Consider the following 23,791-nt stretch of genomic DNA (forward strand, 5'->3'; position numbering starts at 1 on the left):
ACAATAGACATGTATAGTATGTGTAGTACATCGTTATATTAAGAAGGATAGGAGGGTTTCATATGTTTAAAACAATACCTTTTGCAAAAGGTGTCAATTTGCATATCCGACAAACAACCCAATTTAAAACCGTAAATTTTTCGATTAAATGGAGAAGAGCATTAACTGCAAAAAGTGCATCGGAACGTACAGTGTTAACCAATGTACTACAGCATAGTAATGCTAAATATAAAACAACTGCTGCTTTCCGTAGCTTTTTAGATGATTTATATGGTACTGTTTTATATTTTGATACATCAAAACGAGGTAATGAACATACGGTGCTAATGAATGTGGAGACTGTGAATGATCATTATCTAGCAAATACAAGTGTCTTAAACGACGTACTTGGTTTATTGCACACAGCTATTTTTGAGCCTAATTTAGAAAACGGTGTCTTTAAGGAATCGATTGTAGAACGGGAGAAGAAAACAGTCATTCAACGGATTGAATCTATTTTTGATGATAAATCTCGTTTTGCTCAGTTCCGTTTACAACAAATCTTGAGACCAAACGAGCCTGCATCGATTTCGGCTAATGGTAGCGTAGAAGAAATTCAAAAAATTACGCCTGCTTCTTTATTTGAGGCATACCAATCCATGCTCGCTAACGACAAAATAGATATTTATGTTGCTGGAGACATTAATGAAGAGGAACTTGTAGCGAAATTAAAAAAAGCGCTACCATTTAATGATCGCACACCAGAGGAAGTGCCAGCAGTATTACCACAACAGCATCCTGACAATGATTACGTAAGAGAACAGCATGAAATGAAACAAGGTAAGCTTCATATTGGCTTTAGCACGCCTATTCGATTTGGAGATGCTGATTTTGCTAAAATGCAGATTTTTAATGGCATTTTTGGAGGCTATCCTCATGCTAAATTATTTATGAATGTGCGTGAGAAAGAGAGTCTTGCTTATTACGCATCAAGCTCCTATGCATCGCATTACGGTCTTCTGTTTGTTGTTTCTGGGATTGAAGCTAAAAATGAAGAAAAAGCATTGTCTTTAATTAAAGAACAACTTGCTGTCATGCAGGCTGGAGACATTACAGATTTAGAGCTGGAGCAAACAAAGGCTATGCTGACAAATCAGCTAAAAGAGTCCTTGGATTCTGCGCGTGGACAAATTGAAATTTTTGACCAATATAAAGATTTACCTGAGGAATTCTCTGTTGAAGCCTGGGCAAATAAGTGGAAAGCTGTAACAAAGGAAGACGTTGTTGCAATGGCTAAGCAAGTGCAGCTTGAAGCGGTCTATTTCTTATGTGGAAAGGAGCAAGCCGCACAATGAAAACAATTGAATTTAAACAACTAGATGAAACACTTTACTATGAAAAACTAGACAATGGCTTAGATGTATATATTTTACCAAAAAAGGGCTTTTCCAAAACATTTGTAACATTTACAACAAAGTACGGCTCTGTTGATCGTACGTTTGTACCAATCGGTGAAACGGAAAGTATTACAGTGCCAGATGGTATTGCACACTTTTTAGAGCATAAAATGTTCGAAAAAGAAGATGGTGATGTTTTTCAAAAATTTAGCGAATATGGTGCTTCGGCGAATGCCTTTACGTCGTTCACACGCACAGCTTATTTATTTTCATCTACTGACAATATATATAAGAGCACAGAAACTTTATTGAATTTTGTGCAAGAGCCATACTTTACAGAAGCTACTGTCAACAAAGAAAAAGGAATTATTGGGCAAGAAATTACGATGTATGATGATCAACCAGACTGGCGTCTATATTTTGGTACGATTGAAAATATGTATCATCAACATCCTGTAAAAATTGATATAGCAGGAACGATTGAATCGATTGACGGCATTACAGCAGAGCATTTATATACGTGCTACAATACGTTTTATCATCCTTCAAATATGTTATTATTTGTCATTGGCGCTGTAGAGCCAGAGGAAATGATGACTTTTATTCGTGACAATCAAGGTAAAAAAGAGTTCCCAGAGCCAACACCAATTCAACGTTTCTTTGATACAGAACCAACAGACGTAGCGATTAAAGAACGTACATTAAATATGGATGTACAAAAGCCGAAAATTTATGTTGGTTTGAAAGCAAAGGATACGAATTTATCAGGACAGGATATGTTAAAGCATGAGCTGTCTGTTCAAATCGCGCTTGAACTTATTTTTGGCCGTACATCTAATTTTTATGAACGTGTCTATGAAGAAGGTTTAATCGATGAGACCTATGCATTTGATTTTACGTTAGAAAATGGCTTTGGTTTTGCCATGATTGGTTCGGATTCAGCAGAGCCTGATAAATTGGCCCAAGCGATAAAAGAAGAATTAGTGAAATATGAGGGGAATAGCCAATTGGATAGTGCTGGTTTGGAACGTATAAAACGTAAAAAAATTGGCTTCTTCCTACGAGCATTAAATTCGATTGAGTTCATCGCAAACCAATTTACACGTTATTCCTTTAATGATATGAATTTGTTTGATGTGGTACCAGTTCTTGAAACATTAACAATAGAGGATTTACACAAAGCCTTTACTTCTATTCAAGGAGAATCCCAACAAACAGTCTTTAAAATTTTGCCAAGCAAGCAGGGAGCACAGTGAAAAAATTTGCCCTTGTTTTAGGCGCATCAGGTGAGATTGGTCGTGCCATTTGTCAAAGTCTTGCAGAAGATGGATGGTCCATCTATGTGCATTATTCGAATAATAAAAATGCGGCACATAAATTATGTGATTCGCTTTCTAAAACCTTCCCTGCACAAGAGTTTATGCTTGTGCAGGGGGATTTTTCTATTTTAACAGGAGCGGAAATGGTAGCCGCGCAAATTTTTAATGTGCAGGCCATTGTCTTTGCAAATGGGCAGGCACATTATTCGCTGCTCGAAGATACAACAGTGGAGGATATGGATGCTTTATGGCGTGTCCACGTTCAAAATCCAATGCGACTGACAGCTTTACTATCTGAGAAACTGCGTAAGCATGAGGTGAGCTATGTATTATTCATTGGCTCCATTTGGGGAGAGGCTGGCTCAGCGGGTGAGGCACTTTATGCAACCGTTAAGGGAGCACAACATGCTTTTGTCAAATCCTATGCAAAAGAAGCGGCACTATCCCGTATTCGAGTAAATGCTGTTGCTCCAGGGTTTATAAATACGTCAATGAACAGCCATTTAAATCAAGAAGAACTTAATTATATTTTAGAAGATATTCCTTTAGGTACCATTGGTCAGACAAAGGATGTAGCTGAAATGGTACGTTTTTATTTGTCTGGTAAAGCAGATTATGTGACAGGACAAATCATACGATTAAATGGCGGTTGGTACATATAATATTCTTTTTTGCACATACTACATGTGTAAAGGAGGAGGAAATATGACCATTTTAGAAAACTGGCAAAAATGGACATCGTTTTTAGGACAAAACGTTATGCAAGCTGAATCGAGTGGTATGCCGAAGAAAATGATTCAAACGGCTGCTGTCCAAATTGGGGAATATTTAGCGACAAATGTCGATCCTAAAAACGAACAAGAGCGAGTGCTGTCGGATTTATGGGGCGTTGCCTCTGAAGATGAGAAGCATGCATTAGCGAATTGTGTCATTAAGCTTGTACAAAATAAGCATGTGCAGTAAATAAAAGAGGAGAGCCAATCTCCTCTTTTTTCTATATAAAAAAGCTATTTATCTACGAAAAAGGGAACGTATGTAAGCCTAATCTACATGCATCAAAAAAAATTAGTAAATAACGCCGTAATTCCATGTATTCTAACTTTCCATTACATAAAAAATCAGCTATGATGGAACTTATAAAGGATTTTTTACGTTAACTAATAGGAAGGGAACGAGTGTGTTGAGCGATTGGTACTTTGAATATGAAATTCAGGTGAATCGCCCTGGATTATTAGGAGATATTGCTTCACTTTTAGGGATGCTTCGTGTCAATATTATATCAATAAATGGTGTCGATGAGGACCGACGTGGTATGTTAGTGCATACAGACAATGATGAGGCGATTGAACGTTTTCGTACAATTGTTTCGACAATGGAACATATTAACGTAACCAAATTTCGACAACCAAAACTTCGTGACCGCCTAGCTATTCGGCATGGTCGTTATATTCCTCGAGATGCAGACGAAAAAAACACTTTCCACTTCGTAAGAGACGAACTTGGTATTTTAGTCGATTTTATGGCAGAGCTTTTTAAAAAAGAAGGACATAAGCTAATTGGTATTCGTGGTATGCCACGCGTTGGAAAAACTGAATCCATTGTAGCTGCAAGTGTTTGTGCCAATAAAAAATGGATTTTCTTATCGTCTACAATGATTAAACAAACTGTTCGTAATAAACTTGTGGGAGACGAATTTAGTCGTAACAATATTTTTATTTTAGATGGTATTGTGACTCGGCGTTCATCTGATGAGCGACATTTGCAATTAGTGCGTGAAATGATGAATATGCCTTGCATTAAAGTTGTTGAGCATCCAGATATGTTTGTGCAGCATTCAGAATATAAAATAGAGGATTTTGATTATATCATTGAATTACGTCATCACACGGATGAAGAAATTACTTATGAAATAATGGAAAAAAATCACATGTCCGAATCCGATTCATTTGGAGGATTTAATTTTTAATTTGATGTTAAAGTAGGTGTTATTAGTGGCAGAATTAGGTACTCGACTGAAAGAGGCGAGACTGTCTAAAGGCTACAGCTTAGACGATTTACAAGAAATAACGAAAATTCAAAAGCGTTATTTAGTAGGAATTGAAGAAGGCAATTATTCCATTATGCCTGGTTCGTTTTATGTACGAGCTTTTATTAAGCAGTATGCAGAAGCTGTTGGTTTGAACGCAGAGGAAATTTTAGAGACTTATAAAAAAGAACTACCGAGTACTCCAAATGACCAAGTAAGTCAATCGATGACGAATAGTCCAAGTAGAAGAAAAGTTACGAAAGGCCCTTCGAATAAAATGATGGAGGCTATGCCAAAAATCATTGTAGCTTTATTTATCGTTGTAATCATTGTGGCCATATGGATACTATGGCAATCTAAAAATAGTTCAGGGACAAGCGAAGTAGAAAATACTACTCCTGAAATGGAATATGATACTAATATTCAACCAATTGATAGTGAAAAGGATAAAAAAGACAAAGAAAATAAAGATGCACAGAAAAAAGATAAAGAAGATACAAACTCTACAGAGGAAACACCAACTGATGAAGATCAAACAGATCAAACAGAAGAGATGAAGCAAACAATTTCCGCGGGGACGGTTGAGGCGGATGGGGCGACGACTTCTTATACCTTAACAGGTACAGATACAATGAAAATTAAAATCGAAGTATCAGGTCCTACATTTGTGGGTATTCGCAACCAACAGCAACAAGAATTATTAACGGACACACGTGTCTATAATGCTGGAGAAGTAGTTGAGTTTGATGCTACAACACAAAACTATGTACGTGTCCGTCTTGGTAATTCAACGCAGGCTAAAATCTATATTAATGACGAACTTCTACCGTATGCACAGCAGATTGTAACGCAAAATATCGTCATCAATTTCAATAAAGAACAGTAGTCATCAGGTGATGGCTACTTTCTTTCATCATGAAAGGTGTTAGAAAAATGAACATTCCAAATAAAATTACCATCTCTCGAATTTTGCTTATTCCATTTTTTGTCATTGTGATGATGTTTGATTTCGGCTGGGGAACTTTGACACTATTTGGCGCTGAGATGCCGATCCACCATTTTATAGGTGCACTTATTTTTATCTTTGCTTCAACAACAGATTGGGTGGATGGTTATTATGCACGTAAGTATAATCTTGTGACAACATTTGGGAAATTTTTAGATCCCTTAGCTGATAAATTACTGGTTTCAGCAGCCTTCATTTTAATGGTAGAACTTGATATGGCACCTGCCTGGGTAATCATCATTATTATTAGCCGTGAATTTGCCGTAACTGGCTTACGTTTGATTTTGGCAGGTGAGGGAGAAGTTGTTGCTGCTAATCAGCTCGGTAAAATCAAAACTTGGGCACAAATTGTAGCGATTGCAGCTGCTCTTTTACACAATACAATCTTTACACTGTTTGGTATTCCATTTGATACGATCATGCTCTATATTGCATTGTTCTTTACGCTTTGGTCTGGGTGGGATTATTTCTATCTAAATCGACGTGTTTTACTTGAGTCTAAATAAGAAAGGTCTTGTGAATCATGAATGCTGAAATTCTTGCGGTTGGCTCAGAACTATTATTAGGTCAAATTACGAATACAAATGCGAGATTTATCTCAAGTCAATTATCCGAGCTTGGTATCAACGTTTTTTATCATACTGTAGTAGGCGATAATACGAAACGTTTAGAACAGGCTATTGAAGTGGCGGAGACTCGTGCCGATTTAATTATTTTTTCGGGAGGACTTGGACCTACGAAAGATGATTTAACGAAGGAAACGATTGCTCGTCATCTTGGTGTTTCGCTTGAGTCTGATGATGTAGCATTAACGTATATTGAGCAATTTTTTGCCAAACGAGGACGTCCAATGACGGAGAATAATCGGAAACAGGCATTAATTTTAGCTGGCAGTGAAGTGCTAGCCAACCACCATGGAATGGCGCCAGGTATGATTTTCACAAAAAATGACCGCACCTATATTTTACTTCCAGGACCACCAAAAGAGCTGGAACCTATGTTTCAATTTGAAGCGAAACCAAAGCTTGCTGCGATGCTTAATGATGGAGGGATCATTGCATCACATGTGATGCGTTTCTATGGGATTGGTGAAGCAGAGCTTGAAGTACGAGTTCAAGATATTCTAGATGCCCAAACAAATCCTACAGTTGCCCCACTTGCCTCTGATGGAGAAGTAACATTACGTGTTACAGCTAAAGCGGCTACAGAGCAGGAAGCTCAACAGCTTATAGCTACAAAGGTTGCTGAGATACAGGCACTTGTGGGAGATTATCAATATGGTGTAGATGACGACTCTCTTGCCTCTAAAACGGTAGAAATGCTACTTGATAATCAGTTAACCATTGCTGCCGCAGAAAGTTTAACAGCTGGGTTATTTCAATCTGAGCTTGCGGAAATTCCTGGGGTAGGCAATGCACTGATTGGTGGCGTTGTTACCTATGCTGCTGATGCAAAGATAAAACAGCTTGGCATTTCAAAAGAATTAATTGATACACATGGTGTAGTTAGCAGTGAGTGTGCGGCGGCAATGGCAAGTGCTGTTCGCGAAAAGTTTGCTACTAATATTGGAATTGGTCTTACAGGAGAGGCTGGTCCGACAGCGCATGATCACCAGCCAGTAGGTACGGTTTGGATTGGTATTGCTATCAATGATGAGGAGCCACTTACTTATTTACTGCATTTATCAGGCATGCGAAATACAAATCGACTACGTGCGGTGAAATTTACATGTCATTATTTAATGCAGCTTTTAGAAGAACGCGGTTATACAAAACGATATTAAATAGAGTGAAATAGAAATTTGGGTAGAGGAAAACTATCCAAATTTTTATTTTGAAGAAAAATCGAATAAATGTTCGCTTTTTTCTTGCGCGTTTTCTTAAAAACAAGTATAGTAGAGATAGATAAAAACAGTGAACAGTTTTCGAAGGAGGAAAATGAATGAGTGATCGTAAAGCAGCCTTAGAACAGGCTCTAAAACAAATTGAAAAGAATTTTGGTAAAGGTTCCATCATGAAACTTGGTGAAAGAACCGATTTAGAAATTGCGACATCTTCAAGTGGTTCGCTAGCACTTGATGCAGCATTAGGCGTAGGTGGTTATCCACGTGGACGTATTATCGAAGTATATGGTCCTGAATCATCTGGTAAAACAACAGTTGCTCTACATGCTATTGCAGAAGTGCAGGCAACAGGTGGACAAGCAGCATTTATCGATGCAGAGCATGCATTAGACCCAATCTATGCACAAAAATTAGGTGTTAATATTGATGAGCTATTATTATCACAGCCAGATACAGGGGAGCAAGCACTTGAAATTGCAGAAGCATTAGTGCGTAGTGGTGCTATTGATATTATTGTTATTGACTCTGTTGCTGCCTTAGTGCCAAAAGCAGAAATTGAAGGCGATATGGGTGACTCTCATGTCGGCTTACAAGCACGTTTGATGTCTCAAGCATTACGTAAGCTTTCAGGTTCGATTAATAAATCAAAAACGATTGCTATTTTCATTAACCAAATTCGTGAAAAAATTGGTGTCATGTTCGGAAACCCAGAAACAACACCAGGTGGACGTGCGCTGAAATTCTATAGCTCTGTCCGTTTAGAAGTGCGTCGTGCAGAAGCAATTAAACAAGGTAATGATATTGTTGGTAACCGTACAAAAATTAAAATTGTTAAAAATAAAGTAGCGCCACCTTTCCGTACAGCTGAGGTAGATATTATGTATGGAGAAGGAATTTCTAAAGAAGGCGAAACAGTTGATTTAGGTGTAGAATTAGATATTGTGCAAAAAAGTGGTTCTTGGTATGCATATGGTGACGAACGCCTAGGTCAAGGTCGAGAAAATGCTAAACAGTATTTAAAAGAAAATGTAGCTGTTTTAGAAGAAATCGCTAATAAAATTCGAGCTTCTTATGGTATCGCGGCTTCTTCTTATACAATTGCGGCACATGATGAAGAAGAGATGGATGACGAATTAATGTTGCTTCTTGAAGAAGAAAAATAAACGATTGCATTGTTCCCGCTTTATTTAAGGGGACAATGCATTTTTTTGTCTATAATCTTCAATTTTTACACATAATAAGAGAGAGGCTCTAAGCCTTAGACGTGTTATTTCTAATGTACTGTTTTTATGGTAATTGTTTTGAAGGTGAATTTTTTTCTAGTGTAAAAGTAATAGGGAAAAAATTCACTGAATGGATAGGACTTACTTTTTTTTATCCGATGGGGCGAGCAGACGCCTGACTAACCTTGACAGAGTTTGAGGCTAGCTATACAATTAAATATGTATAATTTCTGAATTATGACTTTAAATAGGCAGTACATTTTGTCTTCATTTAGCAAATGTTTATAGTGAAATGGACATTACACTTTTTAAGATTTCCTTGTTATGGGTGGTTGTTGTTCCTTTTCAATAGATGTCTAAACACCTACTGAATGAAGCGAAAGCTTTGGCTAATAAAACGGATTTTGCACAAGTAAAATCTAGCACATTTTTGCCAAAGTGACATAGATGTATGCGCCGACTGAAACTGTAATACCCAAATAGCAAGAGGAGGTGTTCATATGGATGGAATTACTATCATCTCCGCTTTGCTTGGACTCATCGTTGGTGCCGCTGTTAGCTATATCTACATGAAAAAAGTGAATGACTCAAAAATCACTGGTGCTAAACATGTCGCTGAAACAATCGTTGAAGAAGGAAAACGAGAAGCGGAGGCAATGAAGAAAGAAGCACTACTTGAAGCCAAAGATGAAACTCACAAATTTCGTACTGAAGCCGAAAATGACATTCGTGAACGTCGTTTAGAACTTCAAAAACAAGAGAACCGTTTATTGCAAAGAGAAGAGAATCTTGATCGCAAGGATGATGCTCTAAATAAGAGAGAAGCAAGCTTAGAGCGTAAAGAACAAGCTCTAGCTGAAAGACAACAGCATATTGAACAGATGGAGAGCAAAGTGGATGAGCTCGTTGCATCACAGAAAACAGAGTTAGAACGTATTTCTGCTTTAACTAGAGAAGAAGCTAAATCAATTATCCTCAATGAAGTAGAAAAAGAACTGACAACTGATATAGCTGTGATGACGAAGGAAGCTGAAACACGTGCAAAAGAAGACTCAGATAAAAAAGCACGTGAAATTTTATCATTAGCACTACAACGCTTTGCTGCAGATCACGTAGCAGAAACAACTGTCTCTGTTGTGAACTTGCCGAATGATGAAATGAAAGGTCGTATTATTGGTCGAGAAGGCCGTAATATCCGTACTTTGGAAACGTTAACAGGCATTGATTTAATTATTGATGATACGCCAGAAGCCGTTATTTTATCAGGCTTTGACCCAATTCGTCGTGAAACGGCTCGACTTGCACTTGAAAAACTTGTACAAGATGGTCGCATTCATCCAGCTCGCATTGAGGAAATGGTGGAAAAAGCTCGTCGTGAAGTGGATGAACAAATTCGCGAAACAGGTGAGCAAACTACATTTGAAATTGGTATTCATAACTTACATCCGGATTTAATGAAAATTTTAGGCCGCATGAAATATCGTACAAGCTATGGACAAAACGTCCTAAAACATTCAATTGAAGTCGCACATTTAGCAGGATTACTTGCTGCTGAACTTGGTGAAGATGTAGCATTAGCTCGTCGCGCAGGTTTATTACATGATATTGGGAAAGCAATTGACCATGAAGTTGAAGGTAGCCACGTTGAAATCGGTGTGGAATTAGCAACGAAATATAAGGAACATCCAGTCGTTATTAACAGTATTGCTTCGCATCATGGTGATACAGAAGCAACATCTGTCATTGCGGTATTAGTCGCAGCAGCTGATGCATTATCAGCAGCTCGTCCAGGAGCACGTAGTGAAACACTTGAAAACTATATCCGCAGACTTGAAAAGTTAGAGGAAATTTCAGAAAGCTATGATGGCGTAGAAAAATCTTATGCAATTCAAGCTGGACGCGAAATTCGAATTATTGTACAACCTGAAAAAATTGATGATTTAGCCTCCCATCGTCTTGCGCGAGATATCCGCAAACGTATTGAGGAAGAATTAGACTATCCAGGTCATATTAAAGTAACAGTCATTCGCGAAACACGTGCTGTGGAGTACGCGAAATAATATTGAAAGTTAGAGGTTTCTTTAGATTCATATCTAGAGAGCCTCTTTTTTACTTTCAGTAGAGTCATGTTTAAGGAGCTCTTATCATAAAAAAGAACAAGGCTATATTTTGATTAACGATGAAAGATGTGATGATCCTGATTGATCTCCATGCACATGTATTATACGGTGTAGATGATGGACCCCAAAATGAAAGAGATTCCTTGAATATGTTAAGGCAAGCTGCTAAAGAAGGAATTACAGAAATCATTTGTACATCCCATGCCATGCACCCACAATATCATGTCCCATATAAAAAAGTCGAAGAGCGAGTCAAGAGTTTACAACAATTGTTACAGCATGAGCAAATACCAATTACACTCCATACTGGCCACGAAATACGCTTACATGATGAGCTTCCTACACTACTTCAGCAACAACAGCTCCATACATTAGCAAAGTCCAACTATATTTTATTGGAACTTCCTTCTAGCACTATCCCCGCCTATACGGTAGAAATGATAAGACAATTAAAAATAGCGGGTTATAAACCCATTTTGGCCCATCCTGAACGAAATATGGCTATTAGAGAAAATCCAAAAAGGCTGAATGCCCTCATTCAACAAGGGGTATTTACACAATTGACGGCGGGTAGTTTAACCGGATTGTATGGTAAGGAAGTACAGCGATTATCACTTGCTTTAGTGAGGGCCAATTACATTCATATGATAGGCTCTGATGCCCACGATCTACGCACAAGATGCTTTTATTATCAAGCAGCACTGCAATATCTGGAGAGAAAGAAAGAGGGAGATTCGATCAATCGCCTCTTAACGAATAATGCAAGCATTTTAGCAAATAAGCCAATTTTGCCACTCGAATTGGATGATATGGCTTTAAGGAAACGATGGTATTTCTTTCATATGTCTTTGTAGGATTTGAGCGTGACAATCACATGAAAATATTCTACACATTAATGTTTAGCACACTTATTTTTATGAGTCTCATGCAGCCAGTCGCTGGTATTTATCATAAATTATCTTTAGTAATCGGCTTGTTCATCATAGTGATATCTGTACTCCTGCATAAAAAAATACATATTCACAATGTACAAGCCTGTGTTTTCTTTAGTCTGTATACATTTTTTTGTGTCATAGCAGCAGGTATGAATCAGGACATGATTTTATTGAAAAACAGTTTACAATTGATGTGCCTGTTTATAGCTGTTTCTATTTTTTTTAATGATCTTGTGAAAGCACAAGTATTAGAAATCGTGTTAAATAGTGTGCTAATCGCCTATATCCCATTTTTAATGCTATGTTTTCAGCAAGCACATTATATGTTTGAAGCTTTTGCTGGTGTATTTGAAAATCCAAATACAATGGGGTTTTCTATGATTGGTTTAGTGATAGTAGTATTAATGAAACTGTATAACGTGACAATACAGATGTTACATGGGCAACAAAAGGTAAAATACATGCTGTCTTTTATACTTTATACGGTCGTCTATTTAATTAGTTTGTATGTTATTTTGCTATCAAATGCGCGTACATCATTATTAACCGTTGCTCTTGCCACAGTTGTTGTCATGGTTTGGATTGTTAAAAGCATGAACAAAACCTTCCTGCCCTTCATAAAGTTGGTCACATTGTTTACATGTTTAGGTGTAGTTGTAGTAATGGTGATGATGAAAATGGACATGATGCAAGAGGCGGTACAAAGTATTCTATTAAAAATGGAGAAAAAATCTACGAACATAACAGATGGTCGCCTTGAAATTTGGCAATATGTTTTTGAGCATTTTCATTTTTGGGGACACGGTGTTGAATCATTGTGGTCTATAGGTGTTTCCCATGCACATAATACATTGATTAATATTTTACAGGAGGCAGGCTTGCTGGCACTGGTTAGCTACTGTTTGTTTCTTTTTGCCATTGCCAAGGGTTATCGTCAGATGAATGAACAGCTTATCGTTTTTACAGCCTTGGTCGTGGTTGCCGTATTAGGGGTTTCTACATTTGAAATACTTTATTTTAATATGCTTCATCTCCTTGTATTTGTTGTAAGTGGAAGTATGAGGGATAGGGGCAAAAGCGCGACTTTGTCCGAATAACCAGTAGGCTTGTTTAATATACTTTATTAATATTGTGCACGATTTGCCTATTAGGAGGGGATCCATTTGTGAATGAAGAAATGACAATACAAAGTCTCATAAAAGTATTGCTAAAACGCTGGTTCTTCATCCTCATGCTCATGCTTCTATCTATGGGCATCGCTATATTGATAAGTTATTATATTCAAACGCCGATATATGAAGCGGAAACGCAATTATTGGTCAATCAAAAAAGCTATGAAAATCAGCAACTAGTAGGTGCACAAAATGTTGATACGGATCTGCGACTCATTAATACGTACAATGTGATTATTAAAAGTCCTGTTATTTTAGCGAAGGTTATTGATGTACTGTCACTTGATACGACACCAGATGAATTAATGAAGCAAATAGAGGTTTCAAGCGCCAATAATTCCCAGGTGGTGAATATTCGCGTACAGGATAAAAATGAAGAGAATGCAGTGAAAATCGCCAATTCAATTGCAGAAGTGTTTAAAGAGGAAATTCCTGTCTTGATGCATGTAGACAATATTAATATTCTTTTTGTTGCCCAAAGCAGTGAGCAGCCAGTACCAGTAAAGCCAAATAAAATGCTGAATCTTATTATAGCTGCTATTTGCGGCTTCGCTTTGGCTATTGTGCTAGCGTATTTTTTAGAAACGATTGATAGGACCATTAAAACAGAGCAAGATATCGAGGAGATTTTATCATTACCAGTGATTGGGGTCGTCAGTAATATCGAATTACAGACGAGAAAAAAACTGAGGGTCAGGGGGCCATCCTAATGTTTTTTAAGAGAAAAACAAAGAAAATACCAATGGCTCGAAAGCTGATCACCGTTTCCGATATGTCGTCGATTCCATCAGAGCAATATCGAACAATTCGCGCAAATATTAAGTTTTCACAGCCTAATCGAGATGTGAAGACGATTTTAGTAACCTCTTCCATTGCTGGCGAGGGAAAATCTACAAATGCGGCGAATATTGGTGTGGTATTTTCGCAAGAGGGTAAAAGCGTGCTGATTGTAGATGCTGATATGCGTAAACCTACTTTGCACCATACGTTCTATCTAGACAATATTTTAGGGCTTTCCTCAGTATTATCACGGCAATCTGCACTACAAGAGGTGATTCAAGAAACTTTCGTCGAAGGAGTAGATATCATTTCGAGTGGGCCAATTCCTCCCAATCCGACAGAGTTATTAGCTTCAGAAACGATGACCTCCCTCCTGGCTGAAGTGAAAAATATATACGATATCATTATTTTGGACGCACCACCGTTACTTTTTTTATCGGACGCACAAATTTTATCGAATAAATGTGATGGCACCCTTTTAATTGTCAATACAGGGGCGGTTGGGCAAGCAGACGTTATCAAATCGAAGTCAATCTTAACAGTTTCTAAGGCTAATATTTTAGGTGTTATCTTGAATAACTATAAGATCAAGGGCAATACGTACGAGCATTATTATGGCAAAGAATAAGGATGGAAAATAGCTTTGAAAAAAATTTTGCATATTATTCCAACAACAGATTTCGGCGGTATTACATCGATGGTTGTCGACATTTGGACGAATACGAATAAATCAATGTACCATTTTGATTTTCTATCGTTTAATAAAGGGCAATACCATGAGACATTAGTTCAACAGGGCTCCAAGATATTTTACGAAACATACATTACCCAGCAAGGACCACTTGCTTATATGAGGAAACTTTATCGAATCCTAAAGCAGCAACAATATGACGCAGTTCACGATCATACAGGCTATCGAGCGATCTTTACATTGCTGGCAGCTCGTTTAGCGGGTGTTCAATGCCGTGTTTTACACAGCCATACGAATGTTGCTGAGGAGTGGAACAATAAGATTATGTTAGCATTGTTGAAAAGACTAAGTGTTTACAATGCAACGAAATTGGTGGCATGTAGTCAAAAGGCGGGGGAATTTTGCTTTAGTAAAAGGCCTTTTGAAGTAATAGCAAACCCAATTGAACTTCAAAAAGTAAAATGTATATCATTTGAAGAGAGAAAAAAATGGAGAGAAGAACTAGGGATAAAAGATGATGAATTAGTGTTAGGGCATATTGGACGCTTTGTACCAGTGAAAAATCATTCTTTTTTAATTGAACTCTCCGTCTATTTAAAACAGCGGGGTATCCCTTTTCAACTATTTTTGATAGGGGATGGGCCTTTAGAGCAAGAAATTCACCAGCTCGTCCAACAAAAAAATGTAGAGGACTGTGTACGATTTTTAGGACAGCGTGCAGATATACTCACGCTCCTTCAACTCTTTGATAAATTTCTCCTGCCATCACACTTTGAGGGCTTTGGGATTGTCCTTTTAGAGGCACAAGTTTGCGGGACACCTGCTATTGTTTCTTCCTCTTTACCGAGAGAAGTAGATTTACATATTGGTTTAGTGCATTATCTAGATCTACATGGAGAGATTGATAGTTGGCTTCAGGCCATTGTAACTCAGAATGGTCAAGTGGATCACCAAATGATTCATGACCATATCAAAATGAAAGGACTTGATGCACAAGCGATTGCAAGCAAATTGTGCACGCTCTACATATAACGAAACTACATCAAAGGATGAGACTATTCAAAAGAAGATTAAAATTATGCATATCATCACGACCATTGGCCTTGGTGGAGCAGAGGCCATGCTTTATCGTCTCTTAGAAAACATGGATCGGGATAGTTATGAGGTAGAAGTCATCTGTTTAACGGAGATGGGAACGTATGGTGAGTTAATAAAAAAGCAATTAAATATTAAGGTAACGATATGCGATCTGCGTAGCAATCGTGTCAACGCATTTATGAATTGCTATCGTTTATGTCAAGAAAGCGACATTATTCAAACATGGATGTATCATGCTAATTTACTAGGATATATCCTAGCGATATTGCTAAAAAAGAAATTAATTTGGGGAATTCACCATAGTAATCTCAATAAACAAGATAATAAACGCCGGACAATTTTTATTGCCAAGCTTTGTGCAAAATTGTCAAAACGTGTAGATGCTATTATTTCATGTGGACCAAAAGTAAAAGAAATCCATGAAGCGATTGGCTACAGTGGTAAGCAGCATCGTGTCATTGTTAATGGCATCAACACAGATCAATATCAGCCAAGCACGAAGAGGCAATATTTTGTAGAACAATTTGACATCATCAATCAACCCATTTTATTGCATGTTGGCAGATGGGACCCATTAAAGGATTATGAAAATTTGATGGCTAGTGTAAAAAAGCTAAGGCAGCAACGGCAAGATTTTTATTTGTTTTTAGTAGGCTTTGAAATTGATGATGCCAATAGGGATTTACTACAACTGATTGAGTCGGCCCAGTTAGAGGAAGTGACGTTCTTATTAGGCAGTAGAGAGGATATTCCACAATTAATGGCAGCAGCTGATGTATTCGTTTTATCCTCAGTAGGAGAGGGGCTACCGAATGTGCTAGTGGAGGCATTGGCAAGCGGCACATGCTGTGTCACAACGAATGTTGGAGATTGTGCTTATTTGGTCGGGAATAGTGGTGAGGTTGTAGCTGCCAAGGATGCAGAGGCTTTAGCAAGTGGGATTAATACGGCTTTAAATTACAGTTCACGGCAATATGCACAAAAAGCGAACCTTGGTCGTGAACATGTGTTAGCAAATTTTCAAATTCAACAGGTTGTTGCGCAATATCAATCATTATATCCAGCAATTCTAAAGGAAAGTCCATCCTAACTAATAGAAAGGTGTGCTCATGAAAGAAATAAAGATTGGAGCCATTCTTTCTTATATAACAATCGGCTGTACAATGCTCTCTTCACTCATTTTCACACCGATTATGATATCACTCCTTGGTCAGAAAGAATTTGGTCTATATTCCTTAATGATTGTACTTGTAGGTTATCTCTCCATTTTAGATTTGGGGTTAGGTAATGCTATTGTACGCTATATTGCTAGAAATCGAGCAGCAGCAGATCCAACATTAGAAGCAGCATTAAATGGATTTTTTCTGAAATTATTTGTTGGTATCGGCTGTCTTACTTTATTAATAGGATTTTTCTTATTTTCCCATGTGGATATTATTTTTGGGCAAAGCTTATCTGGGGAACAATTAGAAAAGGCAAGGCTAATGGGCTTTATAATGACGATTAGTTTAGCAATGCAATTTCCGTTAGGTGTCTTTACTTCCATCTTACAAGCATATGAAAAATTTATTTTTATTAAATTAACGACATTATTACAGGTGATTGTGCAGCCCCTGACAATGTTGTTTTTTCTTTTACAGGGAACAGATGCGGTGACATTGATCTATATTATTGCTATTTACAACATACTTTTTTTACTGTTAGATGCCATTTATTGCATGAAGGTACTGTCCATCCAATTCACATTTAGTCTCCAAAATACAACTCTCATAAAGGAAATTTTCATCTATTCATTTTTTATTTTTATTACTGTGATTGTTGATAAAATTTATTGGCAAACAGATCAAGTGTTATTAGGCATATTTAAGGGGACCGAGGATGTTGCCATCTATGCAGTAGCGATTCAAATTGTGTTGATCTTTATGTCACTGGCTTTAGCGATTAGCGGATTGTTTTTACCTCGTATTTCTATGCTAGTGACAAAAGAAGATGGCTTAGTAGAAATAAATCAGCTATTCGTAAAAGTTGGCGCGATTCAATTTTTAGTTGTGGGCTATATATTAGGGGGCTTTTTTCTTTTTGGTCAAGAGTTTCTAGTATTATGGCTAGGTCAAGAGTTTATTGCCATTTATGCGATTGTCCTCATTATTATGGTGCCGTTTAGTATTGATCTCATACAAAATCTAGGTCTTAATGTGTTGAAGGCAAAAAATTTGTTTAAATTTAGAACCATTTTATTAATCATTGTTGCCGTTGCAAATATTTTTGTATCAATACCGGCTATTTACTTTTATGGCAAAATCGGTACCGCGATTGTTACAGCTTGTTCATTATTTATTGGAAATGTAGTGATTATGAATATGTATTACCACAAGAAAATTGGCTTGGATATCTTTAGGTTTTGGCGAACTATTGGCAGGCTAGTACTGGCCTTTGTTGTTGCTATTTGCTGTAGCGAACTTTTATGGGAACTAACAAACCCTTCAGTTACTTGGCTATCTATTAGCCTATCTATTTTTTACTACACGCTACTGGCAGGTATCAGTCTATTTTGTATTGCTTTGACGAAAAAACAAAAATCAAAGTGGCTAGAGCTTTTTCGTAAAGGAGGCGCAATATTTTGGCGTCCAAAATCTTAGTGAGCGTTATTGTACCTGTTTACAATGCTGAGCCCTATTTGGAGAAATGTTTAACAAGCATTTGTCAGCAAACATTAAAGGATATTGAGATTATTGTCATTAATGATGGCAGTGAAGATCAATCATTAACGATCTTACAAAAGTTTGCACAAATTGATGCACGTATGACCATTTTTACGAATGCCAATAGTGGTGTTAGTAAAGCAAGAAATGTTGGAATACACCATGCCAACGGTCAATATGTTACCTTTGTTGATGCAGATGATTGGCTAGAGCTAACGATGCTTGAAGAATTGTATCAAGCATGTAAGCTGACAGGCTCTGCTATTGCAAAATGTGATTTATTTTGGCAAGCAGCGGAGGGCAGCAGGTCGTTATATTATCCATCCAACAGCTACTGTACTTACAGTGCCATTGATTGTTTACACAAATTATTTACTGAAATAGGGGAAACACATTTTGGTTTTGCCAGCTGTAAATTGTATAAAAAATCCTTTTTAGATTTCCATAGGCTACGGTTTGATGAAGCGATGAGCTTTGCAGAGGATACAGTGTTTCTGACAAGGGCTGTCATACAAAATCAGTCCATCTGTTATGTTCCAAGACAGCTTTATTATTATAATGTGGCGAATGAAAGCTCCTTAACAAAAAAAGCCATGGTCCATTTACGACACAATTATGATGTATTGTATAAAAAGCTTTTGAAGGAACTACAGGATGGCGAGGTTTATGCGGAAGTGAAAAATAGCTTTCTGAATTACCAATTGGAGGGGCTATTGATTATTCTTCATCAAAGTGCTACTGCACAAGAGATGAAGTATGAGATTCAATCCTTTTTAAAGGCTTATCCAGACGTATTAAAGGTTAAGTTAATGAAACGAAAGATGAAACAAATTGTTTTTTTAAAGCTTATCAAAAACAATTGGCTTACACTATCTTCAACACTAATTTATTTAAATGTGAAAAAGCATCAAGTGATTTCGCGTTGTTAGATTGATCTTGATTTAGCCGATGTTTTTTGCAATGAAGACGCCAACTGAAATAGGGAGACACCAAAAGGAGCAATAACGGTGTGACCAATATCATGTTGCTCCAAGGATACTGGCGGAGGTTATTGATATTGAAGAAAGCCTGCACGATGCAGGTCAGTTAATTGTTGTCACAGGTCGTGACGGTCTTAGGTTAACTTCTACTTGTTAGCTCGAAAAAATCTGGAAGCATTGTTTATCTGCGCAAAGGCGAAGTATCAGCGGCAATGACGCCGAGGCGTCATTGATATTTTATTTTGCGTAATCCTCCTCCTAGCGTTACAATTAGTGATGGTATTCAGGTGCGAAGTTAAAGTCTCTGAAGCATAATGATATAGAGGCGTAATGGAAAGAAAGAGTGGTTAAAAAATGAAGGTTTTATTTATTGGCGATATTGTAGGTTCAATTGGTCGAGATGCGGTGGAAAAATATTTACCTCGCTTAAAAAAGAAATATAATCCAGACGTTGTCATTGCCAATGGTGAAAATGCTGCGGCAGGACGTGGCATTACTCATAATATTTATAATAGCCTGCTACAAATAGGTGTAGATGTAATTACAATGGGTAATCACACATGGGACAATAAAGATATTTTCGATTTTATCGATGATGCGGATTATTTAATTCGTCCAGCTAACTTTTCAAGTGAGGCACCTGGTAAAGGTATGGTGCAAATTTCTAAAAACGGTGTGACATTATCTGTCATTAATTTACATGGTCGTGTATTTTTACCTCCTCATGAGGACCCATTCGCAATGGCAGATAAGCTAATTGAGGAAGCCCGTCAAACGTCACCACTTGTTTTCGTAGATTTTCATGCGGAAGCGACTAGTGAAAAGATTGCCCTTGGCTGGCATTTAGATGGCAAGGCTTCTGCGGTTGTGGGGACACATACACATGTACAAACGGCCGATGCAAGAATTTACCCGAACGGCACAGCCTATATCACGGATGTAGGTATGACAGGTCCATATGATGAGGTTTTAGGCATGACGAAGGATAGTGTCATTTATAAATTCCAAACAAATATGCCATCCCGTTTTGAAGTACCGAAAAAAGGACGAGAGGTTTTAAGTGGTTTCTTTGTAGAGATGGATGATCGAACAGGGAAAGCTACTGCCTGTGAACGAATTTATATAAATGAAGATTATCCGTTTCAAGGATAAATAAGTCGAAGTATGTTGGTTTACGACTCTTTTGCTGTGGATACAGGTTTATTTGTGAAACTAGTCTATTTCCGTTTTGCGGAGCATAAAATGTGCTACGGACAATAACTTGAGGTCCAAAAAGGGGGACATGAGTTGTTGAGCGTAAACACTATTCGCGAAACGGGGAGGAATAATTGTGGATTCATTAAAAGTATCATCACGCTCTAATCCAAATTCAGTTGCAGGTGCATTAGTCGCGGTAATCAGAGAAAAAGGGCAGGCAGAAATGCAAGCAGTTGGGGCAGGTGCACTTAACCAAGCCGTAAAAGCAGTGGCCATTGCACGCGGATTTGTAGCGCCAAGTGGCACAGATTTAATTTGCGCACCGGCGTTTGCCGATATTTTAATTGCTGGTGAAGAACGTACAGCCTTGAAGCTGCTCGTGGAAAAACGTATTCGATAAAAAAGTAATGAACTAAAATGCCTTGTCACATAATAACGTGGCAAGGCATTTTTTCGTTTTCCTGTTTACATATGATACATGTCACTTGAAATAGAGGTGTGATTTTGCTTGGATTTGAAAATTACAACTTTATGAACAGGATTTTCAGTCAAAGGTCTGATTTTCGCCTAAATCGTTGAGAAACAATAGTGCAGAAGGTTTCTTCGTGTTAAACTTATGAAGGAAAAATAATAGTACACATTGGATTTAAGGAGTTGTTGACATGTTACATCAGCTTTCATGGAAAGTCGGTGGGCAACAGGGTGAAGGGATTGAGAGTACAGGTGAAATTTTCTCAATGGCAATGAATCGTCTAGGCTATTTCCTATACGGTTATCGTCACTTCTCTTCTCGAATTAAAGGTGGCCATACGAATAATAAAATTACAGTTCGTCCAACAGAAGTGCGTGCAATTGCGGATGATTTAGATATTTTAGTGGCATTCGATCAGGAAACAATCGATGTCAATTATAAAGAGCTCACAGAAAACGGTGTTATTTTAGCGGATGCAAAATTTGACCCGGTCAAACCAGAAGATTCAAAGGCGCCATTATTTGCTGTTCCATTTACAGAAATAGCAGCAGAGCTTGGTACATCGTTAATGAAAAACATGGTAGCCATCGGAGCAACAGCATCATTGCTTAACCTAGAGGATGCAGTGTTCCAAAATGTTGTCGATGATATTTTTGGGAAAAAGGGCGAAGAGGTCGTTCAAAAAAATATGGAAGCCATTACACGTGGTCGTCAAATTATGAATGAGCTTTTGGGTGAACGTGTAGGCCAATGGGAACTTGCACCTGCAGATGGCAAACGTCGTATGTTTATGATTGGTAACGATGCCGTGGCACTTGGTGCATTAGCTGCTGGGACACGCTTTATGGCAGCATACCCAATTACGCCAGCTTCTGAAATTATGGAATACTTAATTAAGAAGCTACCGAAATTCGGTGGGACAGTTATCCAAACGGAGGATGAGATTGCTGCGGCAACAATGGCAATCGGAGCTAACTTTGGTGGTGTACGTTCCTTTACTGCTTCAGCAGGCCCTGGTCTTTCATTGATGATGGAGGCAATTGGTCTTTCCGGTATGACAGAGCAACCATTAGTAGTAGTAGACACGCAACGTGGAGGCCCTTCAACTGGACTACCAACAAAGCAAGAACAATCGGACTTAATGGCTATGCTTTACGGAACACATGGAGAAATCCCTAAAGTAGTCATTGCGCCTTCAACAATGGAGGAAGCATTTTTTGATACAATCCAAGCATTTAATATTGCAGAGGAATTGCAATTACCAGTTATTTTAATGACAGATTTACAATTGTCTCTAGGGAAACAATCGGTAGAACCGTTTGATTACGATAAAATTGAAATTCGTCGAGGTAAAATTGTGATTGATGACCTTGATGAAGCTGTCGATAAAGCCTACTTCAAACGCTATGAAGATACTGAAGATGGGATTTCACCTCGTGTTTTACCAGGTACATTGCATGGTATTCACCACGTTACAGGTGTTGAACATGATGAAACAGGGAAGCCATCTGAGGCAACGGGCAATCGTCAAACACAAATGGATAAACGCTTCCGTAAATTAGAGAGTTTGAAATTTGATAACCCTGTCTTTGTCAATGCACCACATGAGGAAGCGGATATCTTATTAGTAGGCTTTAACTCAACAAGAGGAGCTATCGAGGAAGTGCAAGAACGACTTAATGCGCAAGGAATGAAAGTGAATCATGCGCATATTCGTTTAATTCACCCATTCCCATCTACGGAAATGGCACCTCTTGTAGCACAAGCGAAAAAAGTGATCGTTGTAGAAAATAACTATACGGGTCAATTGGCTAATATTATGAAGATGAATATTGGTGGTCACGATAAAATCGCGACAATCACTAAATATAATGGTACGCCATTCTTGCCAGGTGAATTAGAAAATCGTGTGAAGGAGTTGACTCGCTAATGGCAACATTTAAGGATTTTCGTAATACAGTGAAACCAAACTGGTGCCCAGGTTGTGGAGACTTCTCTGTACAAGCAGCTATTCAACGTGCTGCAGCAAATGTCGGAATTGAGCCAAATGAACTTGCTGTGATTTCAGGAATTGGTTGTTCAGGACGTATTTCGGGCTATATTAATTCTTATGGATTCCATGGTATTCATGGTCGTGCACTACCGATTGCACAAGGATTAAAAATGGCCAATCGTGATCTACATGTCATCGCTTCTGGTGGTGATGGTGATGGATTTGCTATCGGTATGGGGCATACAATTCATGCTATCCGTCGTAATATTGATATTACGTATATTGTAATGGATAACCAAATTTATGGTTTAACAAAAGGTCAAACATCGCCACGTTCTGCTGCTGGATTTATTACAAAATCTACACCAGGTGGAGCGATTGAACCATCATTGAAACCATTAGAGGTAGCATTAACAAGTGGTGCAACATTTGTGGCACAAGGCTTCTCTACTGATATTAAAGAGTTAACAGCTTTAATCGAAGCTGGTATCAACCATAAAGGCTTCTCATTTATCAATGTCTTTTCACCTTGTGTAACGTATAACAAAGTGAACACATACGATTGGTTTAAAGAGAACTTAACAAAACTAGCGGATGTAGAAGGCTATGATCACAATGATCGTGGTATGGCAATGCGTACAGTGATGGAGCATGAGGGCTTAGTAACAGGTGTTATTTATCATGATACGGAAACAACATCGTATCAAGAAAAAGTACCTGGCTACTCAGAGCTACCATTAACAGATATCGATATTAAAATGAGTGAAAATGATTTCAATGATTTAGTAAAAGAATTTATGTAAAAATGATAGAATCAAAGCATTTGGAATGAGGACATTCCAAATGCTTTTTTTTATG

General features: G+C 37.9%; 22 protein-coding genes. All 22 read left to right on the forward strand.

Going from position 1 to position 23,791, the window contains the following annotated elements; genetic code table 11:
- Positions 1–62 precede the first annotated feature (62 nt).
- The 22 genes from yfmF to MHI22_RS21985 all read left to right on the forward strand — a co-directional run bounded on the left by yfmF (position 63) and on the right by MHI22_RS21985 (position 23,736).
- Positions 63–1,334: an EF-P 5-aminopentanol modification-associated protein YfmF gene (gene yfmF / locus MHI22_RS21880; RefSeq protein ID WP_058843927.1), complete on the forward strand. Its 1,272-nt coding sequence runs from the start codon at positions 63–65 to the stop codon at positions 1,332–1,334.
- Complete coding sequence (yfmH, locus tag MHI22_RS21885) at positions 1,331–2,632, forward strand: EF-P 5-aminopentanol modification-associated protein YfmH (RefSeq protein ID WP_058843926.1); 1,302 nt, start codon at positions 1,331–1,333, stop codon at positions 2,630–2,632. Before yfmF ends, yfmH begins: the two co-directional genes overlap by 4 nt.
- Positions 2,629–3,357, forward strand: coding sequence for an elongation factor P 5-aminopentanone reductase (gene ymfI, locus MHI22_RS21890; protein ID WP_036121304.1), 729 nt, complete (start codon positions 2,629–2,631; stop codon positions 3,355–3,357). Before yfmH ends, ymfI begins: the two co-directional genes overlap by 4 nt.
- Positions 3,358–3,400: 43 nt before the next feature.
- Positions 3,401–3,658 carry a DUF3243 domain-containing protein gene (locus MHI22_RS21895; RefSeq protein WP_004224939.1) on the forward strand — a complete coding sequence of 86 codons (258 nt, stop codon included), beginning with the start codon at positions 3,401–3,403 and terminating at the stop codon, positions 3,656–3,658.
- A 217-nt stretch (positions 3,659–3,875) separates the two neighbouring features.
- The gene (locus MHI22_RS21900) at positions 3,876–4,661 is read left to right on the forward strand and encodes a DUF3388 domain-containing protein (protein WP_008178931.1); all 786 of its coding nucleotides are present in this window, start codon (positions 3,876–3,878) and stop codon (positions 4,659–4,661) included.
- Between the two features lie 16 nt (positions 4,662–4,677).
- Positions 4,678–5,607: a helix-turn-helix domain-containing protein gene (locus tag MHI22_RS21905; protein ID WP_170829781.1), complete on the forward strand. Its 930-nt coding sequence runs from the start codon at positions 4,678–4,680 to the stop codon at positions 5,605–5,607.
- 47 nt (positions 5,608–5,654) lie between these two features.
- Positions 5,655–6,233, forward strand: a complete 579-nt coding sequence (gene pgsA / locus MHI22_RS21910) for a CDP-diacylglycerol--glycerol-3-phosphate 3-phosphatidyltransferase (protein ID WP_036121302.1) — start codon at positions 5,655–5,657, stop codon at positions 6,231–6,233.
- A gap of 17 nt (positions 6,234–6,250) precedes the next feature.
- Positions 6,251–7,510, forward strand: a complete 1,260-nt coding sequence (locus MHI22_RS21915) for a competence/damage-inducible protein A (RefSeq protein ID WP_058843925.1) — start codon at positions 6,251–6,253, stop codon at positions 7,508–7,510.
- A gap of 158 nt (positions 7,511–7,668) precedes the next feature.
- Complete coding sequence (recA, locus tag MHI22_RS21920; RefSeq protein ID WP_036121272.1) at positions 7,669–8,733, forward strand: recombinase RecA; 1,065 nt, start codon at positions 7,669–7,671, stop codon at positions 8,731–8,733.
- A 560-nt stretch (positions 8,734–9,293) separates the two neighbouring features.
- A complete protein-coding gene (gene rny, locus MHI22_RS21925) occupies positions 9,294–10,853 on the forward strand; it encodes a ribonuclease Y (protein ID WP_036121270.1) in 1,560 nt (519 codons plus the stop codon).
- A gap of 119 nt (positions 10,854–10,972) precedes the next feature.
- A complete protein-coding gene (locus MHI22_RS21930) occupies positions 10,973–11,767 on the forward strand; it encodes a tyrosine-protein phosphatase (protein WP_231745015.1) in 795 nt (264 codons plus the stop codon).
- Positions 11,740–12,945: an O-antigen ligase family protein gene (locus tag MHI22_RS21935; protein ID WP_340812648.1), complete on the forward strand. Its 1,206-nt coding sequence runs from the start codon at positions 11,740–11,742 to the stop codon at positions 12,943–12,945. Before MHI22_RS21930 ends, MHI22_RS21935 begins: the two co-directional genes overlap by 28 nt.
- A 68-nt stretch (positions 12,946–13,013) precedes the next feature.
- Positions 13,014–13,730, forward strand: a complete 717-nt coding sequence (locus MHI22_RS21940; protein WP_089932015.1) for a YveK family protein — start codon at positions 13,014–13,016, stop codon at positions 13,728–13,730.
- A complete protein-coding gene (locus MHI22_RS21945) occupies positions 13,730–14,428 on the forward strand; it encodes a CpsD/CapB family tyrosine-protein kinase (protein ID WP_036121265.1) in 699 nt (232 codons plus the stop codon). Before MHI22_RS21940 ends, MHI22_RS21945 begins: the two co-directional genes overlap by 1 nt.
- Before the next feature lie 15 nt (positions 14,429–14,443).
- On the forward strand, positions 14,444–15,523 hold the full coding sequence (locus tag MHI22_RS21950) for a glycosyltransferase (RefSeq protein WP_230593792.1): 1,080 nt from the start codon (positions 14,444–14,446) through the stop codon (positions 15,521–15,523).
- Entirely contained in the window at positions 15,480–16,679 is a 1,200-nt protein-coding gene (locus MHI22_RS21955; protein WP_257982868.1) for a glycosyltransferase, read from the forward strand. The genes MHI22_RS21950 and MHI22_RS21955 overlap by 44 nt, the downstream gene beginning before the upstream one ends.
- 19 nt (positions 16,680–16,698) lie before the next feature.
- Positions 16,699–18,228, forward strand: a complete 1,530-nt coding sequence (locus MHI22_RS21960; RefSeq protein WP_089932019.1) for an oligosaccharide flippase family protein — start codon at positions 16,699–16,701, stop codon at positions 18,226–18,228.
- Positions 18,210–19,220, forward strand: coding sequence for a glycosyltransferase family 2 protein (locus MHI22_RS21965; protein WP_249646036.1), 1,011 nt, complete (start codon positions 18,210–18,212; stop codon positions 19,218–19,220). Before MHI22_RS21960 ends, MHI22_RS21965 begins: the two co-directional genes overlap by 19 nt.
- Positions 19,221–19,625: 405 nt before the next feature.
- Entirely contained in the window at positions 19,626–20,423 is a 798-nt protein-coding gene (locus MHI22_RS21970) for a TIGR00282 family metallophosphoesterase (RefSeq protein WP_058843922.1), read from the forward strand.
- Between the two features lie 178 nt (positions 20,424–20,601).
- Complete coding sequence (locus MHI22_RS21975; protein WP_004224903.1) at positions 20,602–20,868, forward strand: stage V sporulation protein S; 267 nt, start codon at positions 20,602–20,604, stop codon at positions 20,866–20,868.
- A 262-nt stretch (positions 20,869–21,130) separates the two neighbouring features.
- Positions 21,131–22,870, forward strand: coding sequence for a 2-oxoacid:acceptor oxidoreductase subunit alpha (locus MHI22_RS21980; RefSeq protein WP_271912534.1), 1,740 nt, complete (start codon positions 21,131–21,133; stop codon positions 22,868–22,870).
- Positions 22,870–23,736 carry a 2-oxoacid:ferredoxin oxidoreductase subunit beta gene (locus tag MHI22_RS21985; protein WP_058843921.1) on the forward strand — a complete coding sequence of 289 codons (867 nt, stop codon included), beginning with the start codon at positions 22,870–22,872 and terminating at the stop codon, positions 23,734–23,736. Before MHI22_RS21980 ends, MHI22_RS21985 begins: the two co-directional genes overlap by 1 nt.
- Positions 23,737–23,791: the final 55 nt, after the last annotated feature.

The sequence above is a fragment of the Lysinibacillus sp. FSL L8-0312 genome (assembly GCF_038003285.1).
Lineage (GTDB): Bacteria > Bacillota > Bacilli > Bacillales_A > Planococcaceae > Lysinibacillus > Lysinibacillus fusiformis_D.